The sequence below is a fragment of the Microcoleus sp. N9_A2 genome (genome assembly GCF_036701775.1).
GTDB lineage: Bacteria > Cyanobacteriota > Cyanobacteriia > Cyanobacteriales > Microcoleaceae > Microcoleus.
Genome location: NZ_JAUBRH010000062.1, coordinates 12355 through 37070 on the forward strand (window position 1 = coordinate 12355; position 24716 = coordinate 37070).

General features: G+C 46.0%; 16 protein-coding genes. 8 read left to right on the plus strand and 8 right to left on the minus strand.

All coding sequences use genetic code 11. The features are described from left to right. A partial coding sequence (locus QUA44_RS25310; RefSeq protein ID WP_333255479.1) for a two-partner secretion domain-containing protein occupies nucleotides 1-4721 on the minus strand: 4721 nt, incomplete at its 3' end. Between the two features lie 899 nt (nucleotides 4722-5620). Between QUA44_RS25310 and QUA44_RS25315 the strand changes: the two genes are divergently transcribed. From QUA44_RS25315 to atpC, 3 genes are all read left to right on the plus strand, one after another. Further along, complete coding sequence (locus QUA44_RS25315) at nucleotides 5621-6421, plus strand: PEP-CTERM sorting domain-containing protein (RefSeq protein ID WP_333255477.1); 801 nt, start codon at nucleotides 5621-5623, stop codon at nucleotides 6419-6421. Between the two features lie 125 nt (nucleotides 6422-6546). Then, the gene (atpD, locus tag QUA44_RS25320) at nucleotides 6547-8004 is read left to right on the plus strand and encodes a F0F1 ATP synthase subunit beta (RefSeq protein ID WP_106149425.1); all 1458 of its coding nucleotides are present in this window, start codon (nucleotides 6547-6549) and stop codon (nucleotides 8002-8004) included. Nucleotides 8005-8201: 197 nt separating this feature from the next. Further along, nucleotides 8202-8609, plus strand: coding sequence for an ATP synthase F1 subunit epsilon (gene atpC, locus QUA44_RS25325; protein WP_333255475.1), 408 nt, complete (start codon nucleotides 8202-8204; stop codon nucleotides 8607-8609). Between the two features lie 270 nt (nucleotides 8610-8879). Here the strand turns inward: atpC and QUA44_RS25330 are convergent, their stop codons facing one another. Beyond that, nucleotides 8880-9179, minus strand: a complete 300-nt coding sequence (locus QUA44_RS25330) for a DUF7734 family protein (RefSeq protein WP_333255472.1) — start codon at nucleotides 9177-9179, stop codon at nucleotides 8880-8882. Between the two features lie 411 nt (nucleotides 9180-9590). Here QUA44_RS25330 and QUA44_RS25335 point away from each other — a divergent pair, with 411 nt between their 5' ends. Both QUA44_RS25335 and QUA44_RS25340 read left to right on the plus strand, forming a co-directional pair. After that, entirely contained in the window at nucleotides 9591-9896 is a 306-nt protein-coding gene (locus QUA44_RS25335; RefSeq protein WP_333255471.1) for a hypothetical protein, read from the plus strand. 647 nt (nucleotides 9897-10543) lie between these two features. Next, entirely contained in the window at nucleotides 10544-13939 is a 3396-nt protein-coding gene (locus tag QUA44_RS25340; protein WP_333255469.1) for an ATP-binding protein, read from the plus strand. 48 nt (nucleotides 13940-13987) lie between these two features. Here the strand turns inward: QUA44_RS25340 and QUA44_RS25345 are convergent, their stop codons facing one another. The 5 genes from QUA44_RS25345 to QUA44_RS25365 form a co-directional block, all read right to left on the minus strand. Continuing rightward, nucleotides 13988-14260, minus strand: coding sequence for a peptidoglycan-binding domain-containing protein (locus tag QUA44_RS25345; RefSeq protein WP_333255466.1), 273 nt, complete (start codon nucleotides 14258-14260; stop codon nucleotides 13988-13990). A gap of 71 nt (nucleotides 14261-14331) precedes the next feature. Further along, nucleotides 14332-14613 carry a peptidoglycan-binding domain-containing protein gene (locus tag QUA44_RS25350; protein WP_333255464.1) on the minus strand — a complete coding sequence of 94 codons (282 nt, stop codon included), beginning with the start codon at nucleotides 14611-14613 and terminating at the stop codon, nucleotides 14332-14334. Between the two features lie 658 nt (nucleotides 14614-15271). Continuing rightward, nucleotides 15272-16726, minus strand: a complete 1455-nt coding sequence (locus QUA44_RS25355; RefSeq protein ID WP_333255462.1) for a hypothetical protein — start codon at nucleotides 16724-16726, stop codon at nucleotides 15272-15274. Nucleotides 16727-16989: 263 nt separating this feature from the next. Then, on the minus strand, nucleotides 16990-17610 hold the full coding sequence (locus QUA44_RS25360; protein WP_333255460.1) for a DUF3177 family protein: 621 nt from the start codon (nucleotides 17608-17610) through the stop codon (nucleotides 16990-16992). A 546-nt stretch (nucleotides 17611-18156) separates the two neighbouring features. Next, nucleotides 18157-18393, minus strand: coding sequence for a Calvin cycle protein CP12 (locus QUA44_RS25365; RefSeq protein WP_333255458.1), 237 nt, complete (start codon nucleotides 18391-18393; stop codon nucleotides 18157-18159). Between the two features lie 739 nt (nucleotides 18394-19132). Between QUA44_RS25365 and QUA44_RS25370 the strand changes: the two genes are divergently transcribed. Further along, nucleotides 19133-20386 carry an FIST N-terminal domain-containing protein gene (locus tag QUA44_RS25370; protein WP_333255456.1) on the plus strand — a complete coding sequence of 418 codons (1254 nt, stop codon included), beginning with the start codon at nucleotides 19133-19135 and terminating at the stop codon, nucleotides 20384-20386. 215 nt (nucleotides 20387-20601) lie between these two features. Here the strand turns inward: QUA44_RS25370 and QUA44_RS25375 are convergent, their stop codons facing one another. After that, entirely contained in the window at nucleotides 20602-22659 is a 2058-nt protein-coding gene (locus QUA44_RS25375) for an iron uptake porin (RefSeq protein WP_333255454.1), read from the minus strand. Nucleotides 22660-23430: 771 nt separating this feature from the next. On the opposite strand from QUA44_RS25375, the gene QUA44_RS25380 reads away from it, so the two are divergent. Next, on the plus strand, nucleotides 23431-23598 hold the full coding sequence (locus QUA44_RS25380; RefSeq protein WP_333255452.1) for a hypothetical protein: 168 nt from the start codon (nucleotides 23431-23433) through the stop codon (nucleotides 23596-23598). Nucleotides 23599-23690: 92 nt separating this feature from the next. Beyond that, nucleotides 23691-24635, plus strand: coding sequence for a hypothetical protein (locus tag QUA44_RS25385; RefSeq protein ID WP_333255450.1), 945 nt, complete (start codon nucleotides 23691-23693; stop codon nucleotides 24633-24635). The last annotated feature ends 81 nt before the right edge of the window (nucleotides 24636-24716 follow it).

The window sequence follows — 24716 nt, forward strand, 5'->3', positions numbered from 1 at the left end:
TGATTAAATGCGGTTGTGACTGTAGAGTTAGCTGTTAAATTGCCAAGAGCACTTGCAGCACCAACTGCACCATTGAAGGTAACATTACCGCTAATTGCATTCGCCGTCAAATCGCTGCTGCCGTCTACAGTATCGTTGAAAGTAATACCGCTGCCGGAGAGAATGGGATTGTTGGCAACAGTGACAGCATCTCCATAAGTTTGACTGCCAGTTGTAGTCACATTGCCATTAAGTTGAGTTGTGCCGCCAGCATTAGTCGTCAAACTCGTGGCATTGACTGTTTGATTAAATGCGGTTGTGACTGTAGAGTTAGCTGTTAAATTGCCAAGAGCACTTGCAGCACCAACTGCACCATTGAATGTAACATTACCAGTACCCCCATTCACAGTTAAATCGCTGCTGCCGTCAACACTATCGTTGAAAGTAATGTCGCTGCCGGAGAGAATTGGATTATTGGCAACAGTCACAGCATCTCCATAGGTTTGACTGCTGATTGTCTTGACATCCCCATTGAGTGTAGTTGTGCCGCCGGCATCTGTAGTTAAACTCACGCCATTGACTGTTTGATTAAATGCGGTTATTCCTGTAGAGTTAGCAGCAATATTTCCTAATGCCTTGGTATTGCCAACTGCACCATTGAATGTAATATTACCTGCACCCCCATTTACAGTTAAGTCGCTGCCAATGTTATTGGCATCAACAGTATTATTGAAAGTAACGCTACTGCCTGAAATAATCGGATTAGTGGCAATTGTGACAGCATCTCCATAAGTTTGACTGCCGATTGTAGCGACATTGCCTTTTAATTCAGTTGTGCCGCCGGCATCTGTAGTTAAACTCACGCCATTGACTGTTTGATTAAATGCGGTTATTCCTGTAGAGTTAGCAGTAATATTTCCTAATGCCTTGGTATTGCCAACTGCACCATTGAATGTAATATTACCCGTACCCCCATTTACAGTTAAGTCGCTGCCAATGTTATTGGCATCAACAGTATTATTGAAAGTAACGCTACTGCCTGAAATAATCGGATTAGTGGCAATTGTGACAGCATCTCCATAAGTTTGACTGCCGATTGTAGCGACATTGCCTTTTAGTTCAGTTGTGCCGCCAGCATCTGTGGTGACACTAGCAGCATTGACGGCATTAAATGTAGTTGTTCCTGTACTATTGGCGGTGATGTTTCCTACTGCGGTGGTACTACCTACTGCACCGCTGAAGGTAATGTTTCCTGTGCCAGAATTTGCGGTAAGGTTATTATTGCCATCTACTGTCCCATTTAAACTAATGTTGCCACTACTACCCGTACCGAGAGTAACATTGCTACCTAGTAAAGTATTGCCATTGATTGTAATATTTTGATTCGACGTGCTGATGTCAGCATTTAGATTTGTTGTATTTGCAGATATGGTAATTGGAGCGTTATTGCTTCCCGTGATGGGACTGTTAATTGTAATTGTACCTGGTGAGGTTTGCAGGGTAGTAGGAGGATTTAAGGTGATGGGGTCATTAACTGATATGTCACCACCGCTATTTGTTTGAATAGTAAATGAACCTAAGCTCGGTTGTACTAATCCTATTTGTGTTGGTGTTAAATTTAAGCCGCTACCGGGAATGTTGCCGATGACTATTGGCGCAGCGGCTGTGAATGGTTGTAGGGTTAAATTGCCTGTTCCAGATACATTTCCTGTCCAGTTAATCGCGTTACTTGTAAGCAGAACGTTATTGGTAATTGTCGCTGGGCCGTTCAGGTTTATGCTGCTGGTTGCTGTTACGTTACCGGAAAGATTGGTATTGCCTGTAGTGGTTAAGCTAAGGAGGTTAGTAGTATTAGGAAAAGTGTTATTTCCTGTGCTATTGATCGTGAGGTTTCCCAGGGGAATGATACTACCGATCGCGCCTGTAAATGTAACGTTACCTGCACCTGGAATGAGTAGTAAATTTTGATTATTTGCTGTAGTGCCATCAAGGGTGCTATTAAAGGCGACATTGCCACTGCTGGTAGTTCCTGATGTTGTCAGGGTAATAGTTGGTTGAGTGAGGATAACGGGTGATTGGAAGGTAATATTGCCACCACTTCCTGCTTGAGCAGAGGTATTAATATCACCACTAAGGGTAAGATTGTTTGTACCCGGATTGAAGGTTATAGCACCCGCAGTGCTGGTGCTAGAAGTTGAACTGGTACTAGAATTGAGTGAACCTGTAGTAATACCACCGGGAGCCGTGAGCGCGATCGCACCTCCATTTCCTGATAAGGAAGAGGCAAACAGCCCTCCAGCAGTGGTATCGATCGCGCCTGTTCCTCCAGTAATAGAGAGGGTGATATTCCCTGCCGTAACATTACTACTGGCAGTGGAAGCCAGATTGCCAGTAGTAATGTTGCCCCCAGTAGTTGAGAGTGCGATCGCTCCTCCATTTCCTGAGAAGGCAATGGACAACACACTTCCAGCACTGGTGTTGATCGCACCTGTTCCTCCAGTAACGGAGAGCGTGATATTCCCTCCCGTACCTGCACCTGTTGAATCGGACCGCAGATTACTACCAGTAGTAATGTTACCACCAGTAGTTGAGAGGGTGATTGCTCCTCCATTTTCTGCAAGGGAAAACAGACCATTAGTAGTAATGTTACCAGCAGCAGTTGAAAGAGCTATCAATCCTCCATTTCCTAAAATGGAATCGGAATTCAGATTTCCAGCACTGGTGTTGATGTCACCATTTCCTCCGATAACAGAGAGGGTAATATTTCCTCCTCCTCCGCCTCCGCCGCCGGCAGAGGAATTCAGAAAACCAGTAGTAATATTACCACCAACAGTTGAGAGGGCGATCGCTCCACCATTAGTTGAAGAGGCACTGGAAGTTAGACTTCCAGCAGTGGTGTTAATAGAACCACTTCCTCCAGTAACAGAGAGGGTAATATTACCTCCCGGAGGACCGATAAAACTGCTGACAGAGGAATTCAGATTACCAGTAATAATGTTGCCACCAGAAGTTGAAAGGGTAATCGCTCCTCCCTCTGGTGATGGTAAACTGGACTTCAGAGTGCTGGCAGATGTGTTGATATCACCTCCACTCGTGAGGGAAATATTGCCGCCGTCAGTGGAAAGGTTGGCATTAACTGATATTGCATTACTAGCATTAAATGCGATCGCCCCATTCCCAGAATTAGTAATAGGCTGATTAACATTAATATTGTTATCGGCATTCAGCGTTAGGGAGTTGCTATTACTCCAGGCAACGGGAGCATTAACTGTAATGTCCCCTACAGCCGCAAAAGGTGATGCAGTGGAGATCGTGACATTACTTACTCCCAGTTGCGTTTGCAGTGTCCCATTATTAATGTTAGAAGTAGTAGCCCCGGGAGCAAATGTTCCGCCTACGAACCCCCCACCTGTATCAGCGGCCACACTGATAGTGATGTCTGTAGGATCTAGCAATAGCGTCCCTGCAATCCCAAAGGTCGATCGCAAATCCACCAACCCTTGAAAATCCAGCGATTGCTTTCCCGACACTTCCGCAAAGCCGCCATTGCCAGAAAACAAGCCACCTCTCGCCGTAATATTGCCATTAAAGCGAGTAGTTTCATCAGCCCAAACTATGACTCGCCCGCCATTCCCATTACTAACAGCATCAGCATTAATCGTCGAGTTGCTGCTAACAAAAGTCCGCGAAGCATTGGGCACAGTTCCCAAACCCTGATAATCTCCCCCAATCAGTACATTACCGCCACCGTTAATCCCAGAAGCATTGATATTGCCTGCAATAACTCCTACTTTGTCGCCTAAAATATTTACAGTACCGCCAGTGTTGCCAGAGACATTGACACTGCCGGATGCGATCGCAGTTCCCGCAGTTACCGGCACTGCAACATTCCCCGTCAACACAACTTCGCCATTGGGATTTACCGTCAAACCCGTCGCCTGTGCCACACCTTGTCCAGTCAGCAACTCCGGCAAAGATAACACTGGCTGCGTCCAATTGTTTGGCAGCGAACTTTGATTTGCTGTCGGCTGAATATCCAAGCTCAATAAATTTCCAGCTTGACTAATCCGCACCAAATTGTTACCCGGTACGGCGCTGATGAGAATATTGCCGCTAGGCGCAGTTATCTGACCCGTATTGACAACCGTACCGCCGATCAAACTTAAACTTTGGCCTGGTGCCACCGTCAAATTGCCTGCATTAACAATGCTTCCCCCTGGCAAATTTGTAAACGCAAAACTATTCGGTGTCCCGATTAAAGTTGTCCAATTGTTATTGCCGATCGCACTAAACCACTGATTGTTCCCAAAACCAATCCCAGTCGCCGTACTAGCATTAAAAGATCCAGGCACGTTAAGACTGGCATTCGGCCCGAAAATTAGGCCAGCAGGATTCATCAAAAATAAATTGGAATTGCCGCCTGTGACTTGAATTAAGCCATTTATTAAAGAAGGATTACCCCCAGTAATCCTTCCCAAAATATTTTGAATATTCGGATTAGTCAGAAAGTTAGCAGTTTGACCTTCGCTGAGGCCGAACTGAGTAAAACTGTGAAAAAGATTAGCCTTATCTCCGCTGAAAGACCCCCCGGAAATGTCGTAGCGGTTGCCGTTGGGAGTAACAACTGTGTTAGTGCCGTCCGCTGCCGGGGCGATGGGTTGCGCGTTGGCCGGGGCCGCCGCTGCACTCAGCCAGCCAACGATGAATAACCATCCGAGTAAATGTAATCTGTTGGTTGTCATTATGCTGAAAAATTTGGCTTAAAGTGCGATCGTATTTATTTATCCTATTTTTACTCATAAAAATTCCTCATGTCAATAGGAGCAGCCTATTTTTGCTTGCCGCATAATTAGGAATGGAAAAGGAAATGTATGTATTTAATTACTATGATTTACGTAGAAATAGTTTTTTTTACTAGCACTTAGTCGTGGGCAATGAAATTTGGTTTCTTGTTTTGACTTGCACTGCTTCCCTGACGCAATTACCTTAAAAAACAGGGTTGATGCGTTCGGGAATGTTGGGGAAAATATGGCGCGTAACGCGAGGGTTAGGGGTTTAAAAAACTGGGAATATTAGTCAAAATTACGTAAATATCGATGTCTGTTCTCCCGCTTGCTTCCAGTGGCAAAAAACTGGCTCAAATCTCTACTCGCGATCGCCGCCACTTCTTTCTGCATCGGGCGCGCAGCTTGTAGCCCGCTTTTATGAACAACTGACTGAACAGCCGACGTGCTCTCAAAAACTTTATATTTTCTGGATGAACTTTACCAAAACTTCATAAAGCTCGAGTAAAAATTTTATGTATTTTTGATGAAAGCCAATATTTGCAAGTCTTGCACTCAACTTTAGACAGTTACTAAAACGAAGTAAATGTAGTAGGTTGGAAGTCTAGGCAGGATGAAAATCTTGCTGTTACAGATTAAACTGTGCCAATCTGGTGTCAGTGAAAACTCTTAGAAGAAGCACTCATTTACTCCAAAACACCCTTAAGTGAGATCTGTATGTAGATTCACTGGTGTGGAGCCTCTTCTTTAGGTTTGACGATCGTCCTAAATATATCAGGCTCGCGATCGTCGATTCGCGTCACGGCAACATGGCATTTTGCGCCTTACTACCTAACAATACTGGAGGAATCAGGGTTATGACTACTTTAACGCTAGTCAAAAAAACATCTTTTACGATCGCCAGCTTGGCAACCACAATCTTGCTCAGCATCTGCACGCCCGTCCAAGCTTTCATGTTTGGCACAAAGGGCATCCAATTCGATGAAGATACCAGCATAAACTTTACCTTCGACGAATCACACGGCAGTTACCAGTCCAGCTTGTGGGTAGCCCAAGCTCAGTCAGGAAACACAGGGTACAGCAACATCGCCAGACTGTTTTACGAGCTTCAACCCTCAGATAACGGCGCAGCCGATGAATCAAAGGGAAGCTTCGGCAACGCTGTCACATCTGACAACGGCTCCATCACCCAAACCTTCAAATTTTTGGGAAATCAAATTTATGCCCTGCTGCTGTGGAGCGACAGCGGCACCGGCCAACAATTCGAGCAGTACGCCTCCAGTAGCACCTTGATGAACAGCCCCACATGGTTTGCCGCCAACACCCAGTTTCGGAGAGATGACTGTGTGGTGACGGGCTGTCAGCAAGCGGTATTTGGCGACTTTAAGCTCGACTACAACTCCAGGGACTCATTTACCAACATCAACGGCGGTAAAGGCCCAGAGCAATATTCATTGCTGACATTGGCCCAACTGGCTCAGGGCACAAAAATCTCCTTCGACGATGCCGGAGGAAATAACGACGCTGACTTCCAAGACTTCATCGTTTCAGCCGAGGTAGCTCCCGAACCAGTCACGGTGTTCGGCACTATGCTGGGGATCGGGGCTTTGGCTGCGGCTCGCGGGAAAAAAAAGCGACAGCAGCAACCAGAAAAATGACTTTTAACCAGCTCATGCAAATCTAAATAGTGAGTCTGTTCAGTGGTACTGTGAGAAATAGCATTTCTAAATGTTAAGACTTTTTCCACAACGGGAAAAATAGAATCCTAACAAAGGCACTATTCATGGTATCCACCGCAACAAAAACGAACGTAGGCTACATCACCCAAATCATCGGGCCGGTTGTAGACGTAAAATTCCCAGGCGGCAAACTGCCCCAAATCTATAACGCTATTACGATCGCCGGCAAAAACGAAGCAGGTCAAGACATTTCTGTTACCTGCGAAGTTCAGCAACTGCTCGGAGACAGCCAAGTGCGTGCAGTTTCCATGAGTACAACCGACGGCTTAATGCGCGGTATGGAAGTAGTAGATACCGGGAAAGCGATCCAAGTTCCCGTCGGAATCCCGACTCTCGGCCGTATTTTTAACGTCATCGGCGAACCCGTAGACAACCTCGGCCCGGTCGATACTTCCGAAAGTATGCCCATCCACCGCCAGCCGCCGGCTTTCACCGAACTAGAAACCAAGCCTTCGGTGTTTGAAACAGGGATCAAGGTCATCGACCTCCTGGCTCCCTACCGTCGCGGTGGCAAAATCGGTTTGTTCGGCGGCGCAGGCGTCGGCAAAACCGTGATTATGATGGAACTCGTGAACAACATCGCTAAGGCTCACGGCGGCGTGTCCGTGTTCGGTGGTGTGGGCGAGCGCACCCGTGAAGGTAATGACCTTTACAAGGAAATGATCGAGTCTGGGGTTATTGACGAAAAAGACCGCAGCAAGTCGAAAATTGCCCTAGTATACGGTCAAATGAACGAGCCACCTGGTGCTCGGATGCGCGTGGGCCTGTCGGCTCTAGCGATGGCCGAATACTTCCGCGATGTCAGCAAGCAAGACGTACTCTTGTTCATTGACAACATCTTCCGGTTCGTACAAGCTGGTTCTGAAGTATCCGCTCTGTTGGGTCGGATGCCTTCGGCTGTGGGATATCAGCCGACTCTCGGTACAGACATGGGCGACTTGCAAGAACGGATTACTTCGACTACCGAAGGTTCGATTACTTCGGTTCAAGCTGTGTACGTACCTGCGGATGACTTCACTGATCCAGCGCCGGCTACGACTTTTGCTCACTTGGACGCTACAACTTTGTTGTCTCGTGGTTTGGCTGCGAAGGGTATTTATCCGGCTGTTGATCCGCTGGAGTCTACCTCCACAATGTTGCAAGTTAGCATTGTAGGCGAAGAACACTATGGTGTGGCGCGTCAGGTGCAGTCTATTTTGCAACGCTACAAGGAATTGCAAGATATTATTGCGATTTTGGGTTTGGACGAGCTGTCTGAAGATGACCGCTTGACCGTTTCTCGTGCTCGCAAAATTGAACGTTTCTTGTCTCAACCGTTCTTTGTGGCGGAAGTGTTCACCGGTTCCCCCGGCAAGTACGTCAAGCTGGCTGATACCATTAAGGGCTTCCAAATGATTTTGGGTGGCGAACTTGATGAGTTACCGGAACAAGCTTTCTATTTGGTTGGCGATATCAACGAGGCGATCGCCAAAGCTGAAAAAATGAAGGCTGACGCTAAGTAATTTTAGTCATTAGTCAGTAGTTAGTAGTCAGTTGGTAGTAGTCAGTAGTTCATTGTTAGTTGTTATTTGTTAGTTGTTGATTTTTACTAATAACCAATAACTAATAACTAATAACCAGTGACAACTGCCAACTGACGACTGCCAACTGACAACTGCCAACTGACAACTGCCAACTGACAACTGACAACTGACAATTTATGACATTAACTGTGCGCGTAGTTGCCCCAGACAAAACAGTTTGGGATTCTAATGCTGAAGAAGTAATTCTGCCGAGCACCACAGGCCAATTAGGTATTTTAAGCGGTCACGCTCCGATGTTGACGGCTTTGGATACCGGAGTGATGCGCGTCCGTCCCGGTAAGGAATGGGTGGCGATCGCTCTGATGGGCGGCTTTGCAGAAATCCAAGAAAACAAAGTTACTATTCTTGTCAACGGCGCTGAAAAAGGCGAAACCATTGATAAAGAAGCTGCTCGCGCTGCTTACACTGAAGCAGAAGCTCGTTTGGAAAAGTCCGGTAGCGGCACTTTGCAAGAGCAAATTCAAGCCAAGCAAGCAATCAAACGCGCGAGAGCTCGTTTCCAAGCTGCCGGCGGCACGCTTTAGCGCTAAGGGTAGGGACACGGCTTTTGTAGTAGGGACACAACAATGTTCATTGGTGTCAACAATCGCCTGAAAGCCTTGAGAAATCTCGTTTTTACCTGAGTCCAGATCCCCCTAAATCCCCCTTAAGAAGGGGGACTTTGATCGGAGTCTTGTCCCCCCCTTCTTAAGGGGGGCTAGGGGGGATCGAACCCTAATAGTCAAACAGCAGACCGGTATTACGTTTGACGTTAAGTTGACACTAATGAACAATGTTGTGTCCCTACAGTTTTGCTAAACTCCCACTTCGGACAGTAGCGATTGCATTGTTTCCCAAGATAACCCCTGCTGAAGATAGCGGGGGTTATTTGGGTTGTAGGGGCTCTGGAGCCGATCGACACTGACAATTTTTGCTCCAGGCGGCAAAACTGGAACCTCTGGATCGAAAGCGGTCGATCGCACCAGGGAGCTAGAAAAGCCTTTAAAAATAGCAATTTCGTCGAATTCGCCGTCAATTTGGGCCTTGACGATTAAAACTTCGTGCGATCGGGCGATCGTGTATTGTTCCAAGCGACGAGCAATAGAGTCAGCCATAGCAAATCTCACTTTCCTGAAATCTGCTATAATATAGCTTAATTTTTTGGCTAATTTTAGGGACAGACAGCTAATTTTTTATTTTTAATTCGACATTTTTTAACAGCAGGAAGTAACCAGACATAATATAAATTAATTGTGTAAAAAACCTCCGAAAAATTTTACTCCTGCCTAACCTACTTGTCCGATATTTTATGAGCCACAGAAAGACTAGGTTTAAATTATCGTTTTCCAGTCAAAATTTTATTAAACGGCGTTTTGCTTGGGGATAGACGCTGCTATTTATGCTAGCTTTTTGCTTGAGTTCAGCTCTGGCAAGTTGCAACTTAGAGCTAATAAATAACTGTTTACGGGGCGGAAATTCTAGTTAGTGACTCAATTCTAGAGCGTTTGGGCGATCGAGAGAAATATATGTGCCGATTTGTCGATCGAGTTACAGTAAAAGGCAAAAAATCCGGCGTGTCGGTGTTTGAAATTTATGATGCAGAAACAGAACAAAGCATTGAACTAAAACAGGAAACTGCTGCTGAATTTCAAAAAGGTCTAGATCTTTATTTCGAGCAAAATTTTACTGAAGCGCAAAAATTATTCAGTAAGATTTGCGAAATAAATTCTCAAGATAAGTTAGCAGCAATTTACTGCCAGCGCTCTCTAAAGAATCGAATGTATGGAGTGGCAGATGGATGGTCGGGGATAGAAGTTTTGGATGAAAAATAGTAAAAGTAACATCAAGCTGATGGCATAAATTTTTACCTGTTTATCCGGTTTTTTTGGCTCGGGTATCAGTCATAATAGATTCAGGTCGAAGTCGGATGGCTCAAAATAAGGAGTTTTCTGGGAAGATACGCCGTCGATCGCGCTGCTGTGACTTCAAACTCGCATATACTGCCGAAAGCTGTGCGAGATAGAAACCCGGTTGTGCTGACAAATCTCAGGTTTGAGAGCGATTCGGGAAGAAACCGAGAATCAGGCTTTAGTTGGGTGAGTTTTGTTCAACTATAAAAAGGTTTACAATACTTATAGAAACCGCGCCCGAAGGTGATGACGTTCTTAAGAACGAAAATTTAATAAATTAAACCTCTCCCACACTCCTCTGTTTCCAGAAGCGGCAAGGAAAAGAGAGGCAGAGCCTCCGGATCTGCATTACCAGGCAGAGCCTGGTAACGAGTAAAACGAGTCAATCGCTTAAGTTATTAAATTTTGATTCCTTAATTGCTAAAACATAAGCTTTTATTGCGTCTTTCTTCTTCCTTCTTCTTGATGACTGATGACTGATGACTAATGACTAATGACTGATGACTTCTATAAAAGCGGTGCAGCTTCGATCCGAGTATCAACTGTGTCTTTCAAGCTAAATTAATCTTATGTCAATTCTTTCTTTGAAGCGCTTAATTACCAAAATTTCAGGAAAATCGACGCTCCAAACTGTGCTCGTAGTTCCGTTTGTTTTGCAAGTATTTGCAGCGGTGGGAATTGTAGGATATTTATCATTTAAAAACTCTCAAAGAGCAGTGAATGACCTTGCCGATCAGTTGATGGGGGAGGTGAGCAATCGCATTGAGCAAAATTTGAAAACTTATCTGCAAACTCCGCACCAAATCAATCAAAGCAAGCTGGATGCAGTGAAACTGGGTTTTGTGAACATGAAAGATTTGTCAGCTTGGGAAAAGTATCTGTGGCGGCAAGTGCAGTTATATCCTTATATTAATTTTACGTCGATCGCCAATCAAGATGGAGAATACCGCACTGGCGAAAAGACATCGGATGGAACTTTATTGATTAACGCCTCGGGCCCTGCTACAAATTTTGATTTTTATTCCTACAATACTAATGATTCGGGCGATCGCACGACAGTAGCAGCCACCGTCAAAAACTTCGACATCCGACAGCATCCTTCCTACAGCTATGCGGCTCTAACAGCCAAACCAACTTGGAGTTCAGTTTATATATCCTTCGTAGAACCCACATTGATTCTCAGCGCTTTGCAACCAGTTTATAACAGTCAGAAACAGCTAGAAGGAGTATTAATTGCTGCTTTGCGTCTCGACAGTATCGGTCAATTTTTAAACAGCCTCAAAATAGGCAAATCCGGTCAAACTTTTATTATCGAAAGAAACGGTACGCTGCTGGCAACTTCCACACCGGAAAAACCTTTCCGCACCCAAAACGGTAAAAAAGAACTGTTTAAAGTCACAGAAAGCAGCGATCCCGTAACGCACAATACAGCTAAATATTTAGAAAATCACTTTCAAAACTTGCGCCCAATCACCAAATCGCAGCAACTAAGTTTTGAAATAAACGGCAAACAGCAATTTTTAAAAGTCCTACCATTTCAAGACGGCAAAAGTTTAGATTGGCTGATTGTCGTCGTAGTTCCCGAAGCCGATTTTATGGAACAAATTCATGCCGGCAACAGAACTACAATATTGCTATGTCTGGCCGCATTAGTGATGGCTACTGTGCTAGGACTTATCACTTCTCGCTGGATTACCAAACCAATTTTAAAATTAAAAGATGCAGCAATAGCTTTGTCTGAAGGACAATTTGACAAAACTGTCAAGCTCGATCGTTCCGACGAATTAGGCATACTTGCCGCTGTTTTTAACAGCATGGCAGCACAAATGCAAGCATCCTTTACAGCCTTAGAAACTAAAAATAGCGAATTAGAGCGACTGGACAAACTGAAAGACGAATTCTTAGCAAATACTTCTCACGAACTCCGCACTCCCCTCAACGGCATTATTGGGATTGCAGAATCTTTAATAGACGGTGCTACCGGACAACTGCCAGATTCAACAAATTTTAACTTAGGTTTGATTGCAGCTTCGGGAAAAAGATTGTCTACCTTAATTAACGATATTCTAGATTTTTCTCAATTTAAACACAAAACTATAGAACTGCAAATTAAGTCCGTTGGTGTCAGAGAAATAGTCTCTGTAATCCTCACCTTGTCTCAGCCCTTAGCAAATCAAAAAAACATACAGTTAATTAACTCAGTCGCTCCCGAATTGCCGCCCATAGCAGCCGACGAAAATCGGTTAGAGCAAATCCTTTACAACTTAATCGGCAATGCGATTAAATTTACCGAAAAAGGCACAGTTGAAATCTCAGCAGAATTAGTAAATGGCAACGAACAATCGCCGCTTAATTCGCAATTAGCCATTACTGTATCCGACACCGGCATTGGCATCCCCGAAGATAAATTAGAGCGAATTTTTGAATCCTTTGAACAAGCTGACGGTTCCACTGCTAGAGAATATGGTGGCACGGGTTTAGGATTAGCTGTGGCCAAGCAATTAGTAGAATTGCACGGAGGTAAAATTTGCGTATCTTCAACTGTAGGCGCGGGTTCCCTATTCACTTTTACTTTGCCAGTATCTGAAAGTCAGCCGGAATTGAGCAGCATACATCCGCGTTTAAGCCAGGAATCTCGCATTTTAACAACTCCTGAATTAGCCGAACAATCATCTATCATAAATTCTGGGTTATCAGCCAATAGCGACTTGCCAGAAAGTCAAAAAATAAAAATTTTGGTAGTCGATGATGAACCGATTAATATTCAGGTAATCACTAATAATCTTTCTTTAGAAAACTACGCCATAACTCAAGCGAGCAATGGCTTAGAAGCTTTAAATCTGATTGCATCAGGATTTAAGCCAGACTTAATTTTACTGGACGTAATGATGCCCCAGATGACTGGTTATGAAGTGTGCAGAGAAGTTCGCAAAAAATACTCGCCTTTAGAAATGCCGATTCTGATGCTGACGGCAAAAAATCAAACTACCGACTTGGTAGAAGCTTTTAACTTAGAAGCCAATGATTATGTAACTAAACCTTTTATCAAAAAGGAGTTGTTGGCGAGAATTAACACGCAAATTCGTTTGGCAAAACTGAATGCAGCTTACGGCAGGTTTGTGCCGCACGATTTTTTGAGTTTGCTGGAAAAACCGAGTATTATTGAAGTAAAATTAGGCGACAATCAGGAAAGGGATATGACAGTGCTGTTTGCTGATATTCGCTCGTTTACGTCGCTTTCAGAACAGATGACACCGCCAGAAAATTTTGCATTTATTAATACTTATTTGGGAAAAGTTAGCCCTGCAATTAGGAAAAATAATGGGTTTATTGACAAATATATTGGAGATGCAGTCATGGCTTTGTTTTCTACATCTCCTGATGATGGTGTACGAGCAGCAATTGATATGCAAGAAGAAGTGAATATTTTTAACCAGGAGCGCGAACAAAAGGGCTTGTTTCCGATCGCGATCGGCGTCGGTTTGCACGCGGGTAATTTGATGCTGGGTACAATTGGCGAGCGAGAACGGATGGAAAGTACGGTGATTGCTGATGCGGTGAATCTCGCATCTCGTTTGGAAGGATTGACTAAGGTTTACGGCGCAAGAATTCTAGTTAGCGGTGCAATTATCGATCGCCTGGAGGAGCCTGAAAAATATAAGTACAGATTTGTCGATCGCGTAGCGGTGAAAGGAAAAACCAATGCTGTGTCGGTGTTTGAAATTTATGATACAGAAACAGAGAAGAGCATTGTACTCAAGCAGCAAACTGCGGAAATTTTTCAAGAAGCTCTCAATTTTTATTACCAGCAAAAGTTTGTTGCCGCCCAAAAAGTATTTGAGAATATTTTACAAATCAATCCTGACGATCGCGTAGCAATGCTGTATTTCAAACGAGCTCGCAAGTATCGAATGTACGGAGCGCCGGATGGGTGGTGTGGGGTGGAAACTTCGACGGAGAAATAGGGCGCACACTGCACGCCCTACTCTCTTTAACAGATGGTTGCACAAACTTTAAAATATAGTTGTACAAACGCCCAATTTATTCCAAGTTTTAGGGCCGACAATGCCATCAGCAACGATTTGTTGTTGCTTTTGAAAATTGATGACTGCTTGTTGGGTTTTCGGGCCGAATCCTCCATCAGTATTTAAAGAAAATCCGCTGGCGTTCAAGAGTCGCTGAAGGTAGCGAACGTCCTCATTTTGGGTGGCGCCATCGTTGCGTTTGAGTAGGGGAAAATAACGGCAGGAAGGTAATTCAGTGCGAATTGCGTTTGTAGTTTGCATGGTTTGATTCTCAATTGGTTGTTTGCAAGTTATTTGAAAGCAGAGAAATGCGGAAAAGATTTAACTTGGATTTAACATCCGGGTTCACCGGTATAACAAGCGCCTAATAGACTCCAAGTTTGAGGGCCGACAATGCCATCAACAGCAATCTTATTTTCCTTTTGAAATTTGATGACAGCTTGTTCGCTTTTGGGGCCGAAGAATCCATCAGTTACGACGGGATATCCCTTTTTAACTAAGGATTGTTGGAGATAGCGCACGTTTTGATTGGCAGTGGTGCTATTATTTCGTTTCAGTGTGGGCAGTGAAGAGCAAAGAGGCAATTGAGCGTAAATTGAATTTGTGGTTTGCATGGTTTGATTGGGGATTAGTGGTTTGCAAGTCGTTTGAACTTGCTATTCCCCAGTTGTAGCTGTGGGGGGAAGTGCTTTAACAGTCGCTTTTTATAGTGACACTTATCTGGGGTAGCTCAGATGAGTGACAGCCCGCTATCAAATCCGTTTTGTACAAAGTAATTGTCAAAGGCAAACAGCAGCGAATTTCCATTTTTTATCAACTTTTAGCATCTTTGCCACCAGCCCCACACCATAAGTCAATACGGTTCACTTAAGACAGATCCCCCCTAACCCCTTAAAAAGGGGGGGACAAGAATGCCCTCTTGCGTCCCCCTTGCTTTCGGGGGATTTAGGGGGATCTCCGGGGCATAAATATCTTAAGTGAACCGTATTGCACCATAAGTAAATCGGCCCGAAAAAACGCCCCTATGAAACGAGGGCAAAGTCTCCAAAGGCTCTCTACTGGCTGACTTAAACCTGTTTACATAGTGTTACGTTATGCGGTTTAATCCCGTCTACCTACTTACCTGTACGGCTGTTGGTGTCGGGATGGATAGGCTGATTGACGTAGAGAAAGCGAGGCAATCAATCGTGTCACGGTAATCGCTGCACTCTTGTATAAGCTGAGTAATGATTTTTTCTATAGAGGAGGCAAAAATACTGTATTTAAAGCTAGTTAACCATTTGAGCGAAAAGGGCGATCGCGAAAATTGCTCTGGGGTTGGGACTTTAACTTAGAAGTGATATCGTAGTATCGGTAGATAGTCGATTTCCGGCTGTCAAACAACTTGAGAATTGAATCAATGACAATTTCTGTAACTATCGGGTTAAAGTCGGAAATAAAGTCGTCGGCGTCCAGATTTTCTCGAAAAAATTCCTTTGCTCGATCGCACTGATAGCGCATTTCGTCAAAGCCAACAATTTTTACCACAAACGTTGTCAGTGGCGAGTTCTCCAAATCGGTTTTAGAAGTGCTTTTAGCCCGCCCATTTTCTAATAAATTTAATACTTCCGCTTCTAAACCAATTTTAGGTTGATAAGGTTTTTCTATCTGTGGAAAAAAGCTTTCCAGGCGCACGCAGTTAGCAGCTTGATCCGGCATTCCTCCCATCATCATCGCCAGAGAAACCTCAATCCCCAAATCCGAAGAAAGAGCTTCTAGCAGGGCGAGAGCAGACAGTTTGCACCCCAAATAAAGCTTCGCAATTTCGAGATTGTACTTAGCAGTAGTTTGCCAACGCTGATACGTGCGATCGTCTGGATATCCCTCAAACTGCCGGAAAATTATTTCTGGCTTGAGATAATTCAGAAAACCTTCCATCTTGAGCAAAGCAACTCGGTAGTCGCGAACCGTGTAAAAACCACAGCAGATGAGATTGTGATTGGTTTCCGGCAGTAAATTCCAGGTATTTGCCAAAAAATGGGCTGAACTATGGTGAGCAAAGCTCATCACATCCCGGTTAGAAATTCGCACAGCTTTTTTGACGGTTTCCCGCATTTCCTCATCAGTCAAACTGAGGTTAAATCGGCTATTTACTGCTTGCAAGCGCTCATAAAGGCGTTGGCTTACCGTTACTCCCGACTCGGCGGCGCGAAACGGAATTGTTGCATCAATGCAGCCTGCAATTTGAAGCAATTGCTCGCGTTTGAGAAATGGTTCTAGAGCTTTTGCTGCTACGACAGCGCTGAGAAATTCGTTTTGTCCGGCGAAAGGATTGAGGACTTCGCCCGGTACAAAATTGAATACCAGCATTACCATATCGAAGATAGCATCCGCCGGCAGTTCAGATTGATCCCGAATTTGTAGTTGTTTGTTAACCTCTTTTGCAAGAGGAGTGATGTAGTAGCTGACGTTAAAGTTAATGCTGCGATCGACTTGCACGTAGACGGTATCGTGAAATAAAGCTGCCAAAACCTCGATCGCGTCTTCATCTCCCCCCACCTCAAAAATATGTTCGGGAGTGTGAAAAAACCGCCAGGGCCCCATCATCGGCTGAACAATCAGTTCGGCAATCCGAGCGACTTCACTTGGTTCGACTTTTGCTTCCAGGCGATCGAGCGCCCAAATCAGCCTTTCTAAGCACTGTAAGTAGGCTTGTTTGCTATCCATCACAGTCTTTCCCAATAACATTGCTGTCAGTCGATTTTAGATTTTAGATTTTAGATTTTCTCGACAGATGAATCTGGAAGCTGGAACCTTAGTCTAAAATTTTTAGATCTCCACGACTGGAGTCCACGGCTTGTATCTGTTTTTGGGCGGGTCACGTCAGCCACCCTGCTCGTTAGTTTGATTTTTTCCTAGATGCGCCCCGGCTGTTTTTATTTGGGATTTATGAGCTTTTTGTGGAATACTTTAGCTGCAATTTAGGAGGGAAATACTAACTTAAACTACACTTAATTTCCGGTAGCTGACCTCCCCTGTTTTCCTAGTCTAATAAGCACAAAGTATGACAAGTAAATTACATAGATTCCTAAACCTATCAGACCCAACAATCCCAAAAATTGAGGGGTTACCGTAGGGTGAAACATTTGTTTATAGAGCCAAGGTGGATCTAACCAAATGCGGCAAAAAGGTTCGTCAATTACCTGAATTTGAGATTTAAAAGCACAGCTTAAGAAGGGAAGTTGAGCTAGTGCGCCCAAACCGCTGTAAACAGTAATCGCCCACCGCCAAGCTGTAAAAGCCAGTTTCAGGGACGACTGCGGTCGATCGGCAATTTCTTCGTTTAAATCCTCCCAAAACCACAGACTAGCAGGAATTAAGGCCCTCCCAATCACCGACGATACAAAGCTCACAGGCAGCGCAGCCATCATCAGGTAAAGTGTAATTGCCAGCAAACTCGCCACCCGCCAATAAATAATTGACAAACGGACGATCGCCTCAGCTTTTGCCACAACAGCCCAAATCAGCACTACCAGCGGGATCGAAATTGTTAATAACACAGACAACCGGTAATCCATCCAGACAAGTGGCTGAAACCAAGGCCCGGTGGCTGCCAATAAAAGACTCAACATCTTTGGGAAAATATACTCACTTATTTGTCACAAATTTTACTACAAAAATGCTAAAAAATCAGCAACCAGAACACGGTCTTAATGTTTTAGTTGCTGCTATTTTTTCTAAGGTACTTGGCGCGCTTTGAAGGGTACTTGAGACACGATAGACGGCAATAGCCTTGAGTTAAAACTGTTTATTCCTGAGAGTTCTCCTTCCCATCCTCGCCCCCAATGGGGACGCAAGAGCAAATTCTTGTCCCCCAAGGGGCAGGGCGGTTTCATTCTCACGAAAATCGCGATTTTGACTCTTGTAGTGCCAAGAATGCCTACCCCCCCACAGACGATTTCACAAGCATTTCAGACATGGGGGCTGCGCCCCGTGGCTGCCTCTACAAGAGAATGAAACAGCCCTGGGGGCGAGGGGGAAGCTGGCGGATTTGAACCGTATTGGGATAGAGGGCAAATCTCGCCATTATTTCAAGGCTCAACCCCTAAAATAAAATTCTCCCGCGCCAAAAGTTAGATTTCGGCGCGGGAGGGAAGGAATAGAGCTAAATGGCTCGTTTATTCCTCGTAGATGCGGCACTCAGCAGCGTCAGGATTGTCGTCGCAATATTTTGCAAAAGAATTCTTAGGTTTGACTTGCTTTTGGTGGGAAGCTTCTGCTTGCAGTTCTTCAACTGCGTCCCACGCCGCCGCGCATTCCCCGGAAGCCGCGCCCTTGAGGTCACAGACGGTACGAGCGCTTTCTAGTTCTTCTTCAATTTTTTCTTGGATATTGCCTGCGGGTGTTGTTGTCATAAAGCTTGTTGGTATGAATGTGTAGGAGAATATGGTTGTCCCCGACCTATTTCTAGGTAATGTTAGCAGGCGCCTTTGTTTAGTGAGCTTGTTCGGCTAACGGCACGTCCTTAACCCAAATAAAGATGTTTAACCGTTAACGACATAGCAAGGGACTAGCTAAGCAGCCGCTTGGTGTCATAACTCAAAAAACGTAGACTTCTAAAGTCTTAGGCTAGTCAAGAGTGGTTTAAGTCTTAGGCTAGAAGCCCAGTGTCTTTAGACCTGGGTCGTTGACCTTATTAAGTAAGAAAGGTTTTCTTTTTGGATGTTAGTTTGGGTTGGATTTGCTGTTTCGGTCTAGCGACCCCAGCTAATAATAGCTTGAGATGCGCTGCTGTTGCAGCAGCCCAGATAGAAACCATCCATAACTGCGATCGCAGCCCGTCTCTACTTCCTGCTTTACTCTACCCCGTCGGCGGGGGAAGAGTCCACAGGCATCAATGTAGGTCGAGCTGACCTTACTTTTGATGAAAACATTACACGAGGTTGGTGTGTCAAACTGTATTGAACTTTATCTTTTAAGATTTAGCTGAACACGGCATTTAACACTAAACAGATTAATGGGACACTCATGTTAACTTATGTTAACACAAGAACGGCAATCGATGGGGAATCGATCGCCCAAGAATAGCGTCCCCCCAGTGGCCAGTTCCGGTTAGCCTAATGTAAGAGATAGTTTTATAGAGAAGTTTGCCTTATGTACGCCCAAAACCAAATGCAATGGGTCAGCGCTTTATCAACCCGTCCCTCTTTGGAATCAGCGCTCAAAGAAGTTATAGAACAAGCCGATCGCGAATTAGAAGGCCCGGCCGATTTAGCGCTGATTTTTATCTCGTCTGCCTTTGCCAGCGAGTATTCTCGGCTGATGCCTTTACTCGAAGAATTACTGCCAGTGCCTGCGATTCTCGGCTGCGGCGGGGGAGGGGTCATCGGTACCGGTCGAGGCGGTCAGACCGAAGAAGTCGAGGGATCTCCCGCAGTCAGCCTGAGTCTGGCGCGCTTGCCGGGAGTGAACGTCAGAACTTTTCACGTCGGTGCAGAAGAACTGCCGGACTTAGATAGTCCCCCGGATACTTGGGTGGATCTCTTGGGCGTGCCGGCCCAGGAAGAACCGCAGTTCATCATCTTGGCAGACCCCTTTTCCGCAAAAATTAACGATTTGCTGCAAGGGCTCGATTATGCCTATCCGGGCGCGGCCAAGGTAGGGGGACTCGCCGGGGGGGACGGTGCGGGCAGAGGCGCGGCGCTGTTTTGCGACTATCAGCTTTACCGAGAAGGGACGGTTGGGGTAGCTTTGAGCGGCAATATAGTTTTGGAAACGATCGTCGCTCAAGGCTGCAGGCCGATCGGGCATCCTTATCGGGTGACGGAAGGAGATCGCAATATCTTGCTGAAACTCGAAGAACAAACCGACGATACCGGCAGCGGGGGCATCGAGCGATCGCCCTTAGAGGCTTTGCGAGAGTTAGTTCAAACTTTGAGCGAAGAAGACCGAGAATTAGCTCAGCACTCGTTATTTGTAGGCTTAGTTAGCGATGAATTCAAGCTGAAATTAGAGCCAGGAGATTTTTTAATCCGCAATCTGTTGGGAGTCGATCCGAAAGTGGGAGCGATTGCGATCGGCGATCGAGTCCGTCCCGGACAGCGCATCCAATTTCACCTGCGCGACGCGCGCACCTCCGCAGAAGACCTAGAAATGCTGCTCAATCGCTATCAGCGGGCCGCCGACTACAGTGGTACATCCAGCGCTGGCGCCTTAATGTTCTCTTGTCTGGGGCGCGGTGAAGGGCTTTACGGCGAATCGAACTTTGACTCCCGACTGTTCGGCCGATACCTCAAAAACATTCCCTTGAGCGGCTTTTTCTGCAACGGCGAAATCGGCCCCGTCGGCGGTAGCACATTTCTGCACGGCTACACATCCGTATTCGGGATTTGCCGCCAAAATTCATAATTTGTGAACAGTTGACTGTTGACTGTTAACTGATGACTGTTGACTGTTGACTGTTGACTGTTAACTGATGACTGTTGACTGTTGACTGTTGACTGTTGACTGTTGACTGTTAACAATCTAAAATCTAAAATCTAAAATCTAAAATCGCCTGATGACCAATAAATAAAAGCGGCAGTCGCCTGCCGCTTTTAGCTGTAACTAGATGTCTGGGAACCTTAGAAACTAAAGGTAGTACGGAGAAGTCCGACCCAGATATCCTCGTTGTTGTTGTTGTGTTCGGGATTCAGAATCACGTAAACGCCCGGTGTGACCGAAATAAAGTCATTGACTTGGAAGCGATAGAAACCCTCTAAGTGATAAGAGGTGTTGCGGTTTCTGGCGACATCGCTCTCGGTAACTTTTGGCGGTACACCGAAGACGAAGCCGAGGACGTTGCCTTGTCTGGCAAAATCTCCGAGGGCCACAGTGATAGCACCATTCTGGATGGTAGCGTCATTGTTGCCACCCCGCAGTTGTTCAGCCTTCGTATAACCGTACCAACCGCCAATCTGAAAGCGACTGCTGGGTTTGAAGTTAACTTGCACGCCATAGTTATCTGATGCGGTGGGTGATTGATCGAAGGGCCGGTTAGCCAAGGCACTGCCGACGCCGCCCATGAGGCTAACATCGCCTGCTCGATTGTATTTCCGGGTGTAAGTCAAGCCCAAGTCAAACGGTCTGCTAAAAAAGCCGATCTGACCCAGAGCGCTGAAAGAACCGTCGAAAACGCCCCTGCCGTCTGCTGGGTTGGGAGCATCGCCGTCGCCCGCCAGATAGCCTGCGGTAGCTCGGAGGCTGCCCAAGTTGAAACTCACACTTGCGCCTGCTCCCTGCGGGCCGCGGAATACTGCCGGGTTGCGTACTCCAAATCTAGAAAGTGAACCCGAACTCGTAGAGTTACCAAAGGTAGAAGCCTGGTCTGCAATTTCATCTAGGTCAAGTCCTTTAGGACCGACAAAGACTGTAGCGCGACCGACCGGGAACCGATAGTACAGTTCGTCTAGTGTGAATTGGCTGCCATCATCGCCGTCAAAGGCCAAGCGAGCCATGTTGGTACCGGTAGCCGTGGCTCTATCGTAGCGGGCGGTGTTGACTGCTTGCAAGCGGGTTCTGAGTAAGTCTCGACCGGTGAAGCTGGTGTTGAAGTTCAACCGCACCCGGTAGCCGAAGTTGGTGACAGTTTCGTCGTCCTCAAGGCCGACACCATCTCCAAATGTGTCGCTGACGGCAAAAATGGCTTCTCCAGCCAATTTGGTGGTGGTCGAGAACTGGTTGGCTTCGAGTTCTGCGGTGCGAGCTTCTAGGCCGTCTACTCGTCCGCGCAGGGTAGCGAGTTCGGCTGCAAATTCTTCTTGCAGGCGTTGCAGGATGGCTAAGTCGTCTCGGGTAACCAAGTTACCTGTTGACCCAATTAGTTGGGTTATGCTGTCTAAGCAAGCGTTGACGCCGGCTGCAAATTCGTAGCGAGTCAGGGCGCGGTTGCCGCGGTAGGTGCCGTCGGGATAACCTACGATACAACTGTAGCGTTCGACTAGGGATTGCAGGGCTTGGAATGCCCAATCTGTCGGGCGCACGTCGGAGAGCTGAGTGACTGATGTCACCTGGGACATGGTTCCCGACGGTTGAGCCGGCAGCGCTTGGGGAGCGACAGGGACGATGGGGCCGCCCATTCCGGCGGCTGGTGTCTGAGCAATTTCTACCTTAGTAGCTGGGGTAGTAGCTGGGGTGCTGGCGACTGCTGGCACTTCAATTTTCCCAGCTACTTCTGTCTGGCTGCTTTGCACTGCCAAGTCTGATGCTTGGGGTGAGGATTCGGCTGTACCTGCTGCTGCTAGGGGTTCAGTCGCTGCTGCGCTGGCCGGAGCGATTGGGGCTGCTAACTCGATGTCGCTCCCTGTTGTTTGCAGTGTTGTTTGCAGTGCTACTGCGCTGGTTTCTGGTTCGATTGAGGCGAGTTTTTCAGCGTCTGCTTCGTTAACGACCGGGGTTGGGGCCGCTTCGACGCTGCTGTTTAAAGCCAGGTTTTCTGGGGCAGCAGGGGCTGCTGCAACTGGTTCTGCAACTATTTCTCCAACTATTTCTGCAATTTTTGACTCAGATGACTGAGCTGTAGCTAGCTGGTTGGCTTCAGCGTTTGCGGTCGCTTCTGCGGCGAGCGCAGTGGCACTCATGACTGATGATAGCCCCAGAATTGCCGGGGATACTAGCAGTAAATTCCAAAAAGTTCTGTTCATTTTCCTCACACCTTCACACTCTATTCAACTCGACGACCAGCAATTCCCAACTGCTAATTTTTGTGGTTGCTTGCCTGTTGACAATAACTGCCAAAATAGAACCTATCCATAACTGTTGATTCACTGTTGATTCACAGTAGGCGTGTCTACTTCTGCTTGAACGTAGGGGGCTGAGCCCTTATACCGCCCAGGCATCAATTCAGGTCAAGCCCACATTACATTACAGTTGATTATACCATCACGTGCTAATTTGATCTCTCGATCGCCAGACTTGCTTGAGTTGCTCTGCAGGCGATCGACAAATGGTTCTACGGGTTCGACCACAATCTGCCTCTAACTGACAACTGCCCAGAGTCCTTCCTCGGTTACGTTACGCCAGACTTAACAGACAGTTATAGGTAGGATTGTGGCTGCTTGTCGCATCCCTTATACAGCTTTATATCCTATAATGTCAAGCTTTTTAACCTAACTTTAAACCTCGCGACCCGGCAGGGGCTATTTTCCCGCCATGAGTCGGGAACTGAGACTTAAAGGCTGGTAGATGGACCCGATCCCAACCAAAGTTCAGGCTTGACTAATTTTGGTTTTTTGATGCCCGCTGCCGTCGGGACTTGTCAGGACGATCGCCTTTTTTGAGACTAACCGTCGGCGGGTTTAATTTCCCGCTATTTTAACACAACTTTTTTGTTGTTTGAGTGCGACTGCAACTGGTGGTGCTTGACCCGCTGTTGGCGCAAGGAAAGCTCAGTGGGTTGACCGACCACTATATCCATGATTCCTAGAGGTTTTAAGGATGTTTTTGCCTACGGGCGATCGCAGGAGTTTAGTGCTAAGCTGGCGAAAATGCCGAAGTCGAAAATAGAGCTGCTGTCAGAACAAACAACCCAAACGCTGGGGGTGAGCAAGTTATACCATTTTCGATTTTCGATTTTCGATTAAAGAATTGGCAATAACTGATGACATAAAGGTTTGGAGCTTGCCTACAGTCGCCTTTTTTTTGGTAACTGGTATTAGTAAAAGAGTGAGGGTTTATGGAAGATTTTGGTATTATTATTGCCTGCTGCGACCAAGATTATCTGTTTGCTAAGGGTTGCTGTGCTAGCATCCGCTATTTCCTGGGAGATGTGCCGATTTGTCTGTTGATTGACGGTACGTTTTCTGTGAGTGCTTTGGAAAAATCCTATGGGGTGCGAGTTATCAACCGCACAACTGTTTCTGAAGAAGTTCTCAGAAAAAGAAGTTTTGGTTGGGGCAAAACTAAAATGATTGCTTTCTGGGAAAGTCCTTGGTCGAACTTTATGGTTTTGGATGCCGATACGATCGTCTGGGGCGATGTTCTCAAATTGGCTAATTTTCAAGAGTTTGATTTTATTGTAGACAAGCCTTGTTACGATTACCCGGATGCGGATGTTTCGGAATTTTTCTTTGATATTCCGGGCGTTGAGAAGCATTTCCCGAATTTTCGTTGGTCGGCATCGCGATCGAACTATTTCTGCACAGGTACTTTCTTTGCTAAACGCGGCGTTTTTAGCTTGGAAGAATACGTGGAAATTTTAGATTTTACGGCGGCAAATCCGGGGATATTTAAGTACGGAGAAATGGGGTTTTTGAACTTTCTGATTTTCCGGGCGGCACAAGAAAATCGACTGCGGGTGCAGAATGTGGATATGCAGTTGTTGGTGCCAGATTTTGACCAGGATTTGTTGAGAAAACGGTTTCCGGTTGAGTCAAGCGGGCCTGCGGGCGATCGCGAGTCGGCGACTGTGATTCACTGGTGCGGGCCAAAGCCAAGTTTATCAACATCTAAAGTTTACTCGGAACCGATGAATTTTTGCCGCCGCAAGTGTCAGGAGGATGTTTGGAACCGCACGGGTTTGGCTGCCGAGATGTCGCTGCAAGTTGAAGATTTACAGCGATCGATCTACGTGTATAAGAATAAGTTTAAGAAGAAGTTTCGGCAGTTGGCGGGGAAGTAAGGATCGCGAATTAAATAACTTACAATTTTAATTGTTATTGTGGGATGGGCGTCCCGCCCATCCCACAAACTTGTGGAAGTT

Bases quoted from the DNA above. Each gene is read 5' to 3' on its own strand.
- QUA44_RS25345 (WP_333255466.1), bottom strand. From the start codon at position 14,260: ATGCAAACTACAAACGCAATTCGCACTGAATTACCTTCCTGCCGTTAT.
- QUA44_RS25370 (WP_333255456.1), top strand. From the start codon at position 19,133: ATGTACGCCCAAAACCAAATGCAATGGGTCAGCGCTTTATCAACCCGT.
- QUA44_RS25365 (WP_333255458.1), bottom strand. From the start codon at position 18,393: ATGACAACAACACCCGCAGGCAATATCCAAGAAAAAATTGAAGAAGAA.
- QUA44_RS25375 (WP_333255454.1), bottom strand. From the start codon at position 22,659: ATGAACAGAACTTTTTGGAATTTACTGCTAGTATCCCCGGCAATTCTG.
- QUA44_RS25385 (WP_333255450.1), top strand. From the start codon at position 23,691: ATGGAAGATTTTGGTATTATTATTGCCTGCTGCGACCAAGATTATCTG.
- QUA44_RS25340 (WP_333255469.1), top strand. From the start codon at position 10,544: ATGTCAATTCTTTCTTTGAAGCGCTTAATTACCAAAATTTCAGGAAAA.
- atpD (WP_106149425.1), top strand. From the start codon at position 6,547: ATGGTATCCACCGCAACAAAAACGAACGTAGGCTACATCACCCAAATC.
- QUA44_RS25335 (WP_333255471.1), top strand. From the start codon at position 9,591: ATGTGCCGATTTGTCGATCGAGTTACAGTAAAAGGCAAAAAATCCGGC.
- QUA44_RS25380 (WP_333255452.1), top strand. From the start codon at position 23,431: ATGATTCCTAGAGGTTTTAAGGATGTTTTTGCCTACGGGCGATCGCAG.
- QUA44_RS25350 (WP_333255464.1), bottom strand. From the start codon at position 14,613: ATGCAAACCACAAATTCAATTTACGCTCAATTGCCTCTTTGCTCTTCA.
- QUA44_RS25355 (WP_333255462.1), bottom strand. From the start codon at position 16,726: ATGTTATTGGGAAAGACTGTGATGGATAGCAAACAAGCCTACTTACAG.
- QUA44_RS25330 (WP_333255472.1), bottom strand. From the start codon at position 9,179: ATGGCTGACTCTATTGCTCGTCGCTTGGAACAATACACGATCGCCCGA.
- atpC (WP_333255475.1), top strand. From the start codon at position 8,202: ATGACATTAACTGTGCGCGTAGTTGCCCCAGACAAAACAGTTTGGGAT.
- QUA44_RS25360 (WP_333255460.1), bottom strand. From the start codon at position 17,610: ATGTTGAGTCTTTTATTGGCAGCCACCGGGCCTTGGTTTCAGCCACTT.
- QUA44_RS25315 (WP_333255477.1), top strand. From the start codon at position 5,621: ATGACTACTTTAACGCTAGTCAAAAAAACATCTTTTACGATCGCCAGC.